The following is a 731-nucleotide window of genomic DNA, read 5'->3' on the forward strand; positions in this document are numbered from 1 at the left end:
TAAAGATCTTTCGATTTTGCGGTGAGTCGTTGCGGGTCGATGCCGTTGGTGGGCAAGACAATCATGGTCATGCCTACAGCTGTGCGGTCGACAAGCCCGCGTCGTGATCCCGGTCGTGACGTGCATGCGTTGCGGGAACGGCGGATGCGGGCGGTGGAGCTGTTCGAGGCCGGGCGCCGGCAGGCGGACGTGGTCGTCGAGCTGGGGGTGTCGGCGCAGACCGCGTCGCGGTGGCATCGGGCCTGGCAGGCCGGTGGCCGGGACGCCCTGGCCGGCGCGGACCGGCTTGGCCGGACCCCGCGGCTGTCCGACGAGCAGCTTGCCGAGGTGGAGGCCGCACTGCTGGACGGGCCGAAAGCCAACGGCTTCGGCACGGACCTGTGGACCCTGGCCCGGGTCGCCGAGGTGATCGAGCGGATGACCGGGGTGCGGTACACGCTGTCGCAGACCTGGCTGATCCTGCGCCAGCGCCTGGGCTGGACCCGGCAACGGCCCGCCCGCCGGGCGGTGGAACGCGATGACGCGGCGATCGAGGCGTGGGTCAAGCAGGACTGGCCGAGGATCAAAAGGGGGCTCGACGACGCGGCGCGTGGATCTGCTTCCAGGACGAGAGCGGGTTCTCGCTCCTGCCCGTAGTCCGCGGCACCTGGGCGCCGCGCGGCCAGACACCCGTGCTGCGGCACCGGTTCTCCTGGACCCGCATGTCCATGGCCGGCGTCCTCGCGTACCGG

General features: G+C 71.0%; 1 protein-coding gene. It reads left to right on the forward strand.

What is annotated here, in order from left to right:
- Window positions 1-69: 69 nt before the first annotated feature.
- Window positions 70-636: a winged helix-turn-helix domain-containing protein gene (locus tag ABD901_RS58800; RefSeq protein WP_345145135.1), complete on the forward strand. Its 567-nt coding sequence runs from the start codon at window positions 70-72 to the stop codon at window positions 634-636.
- Window positions 637-731: the final 95 nt, after the last annotated feature.

Origin of the sequence: Dactylosporangium darangshiense, assembly GCF_039537565.1 — a bacterium.
Classification (GTDB): Bacteria; Actinomycetota; Actinomycetes; order Mycobacteriales; family Micromonosporaceae; genus Dactylosporangium; species Dactylosporangium darangshiense.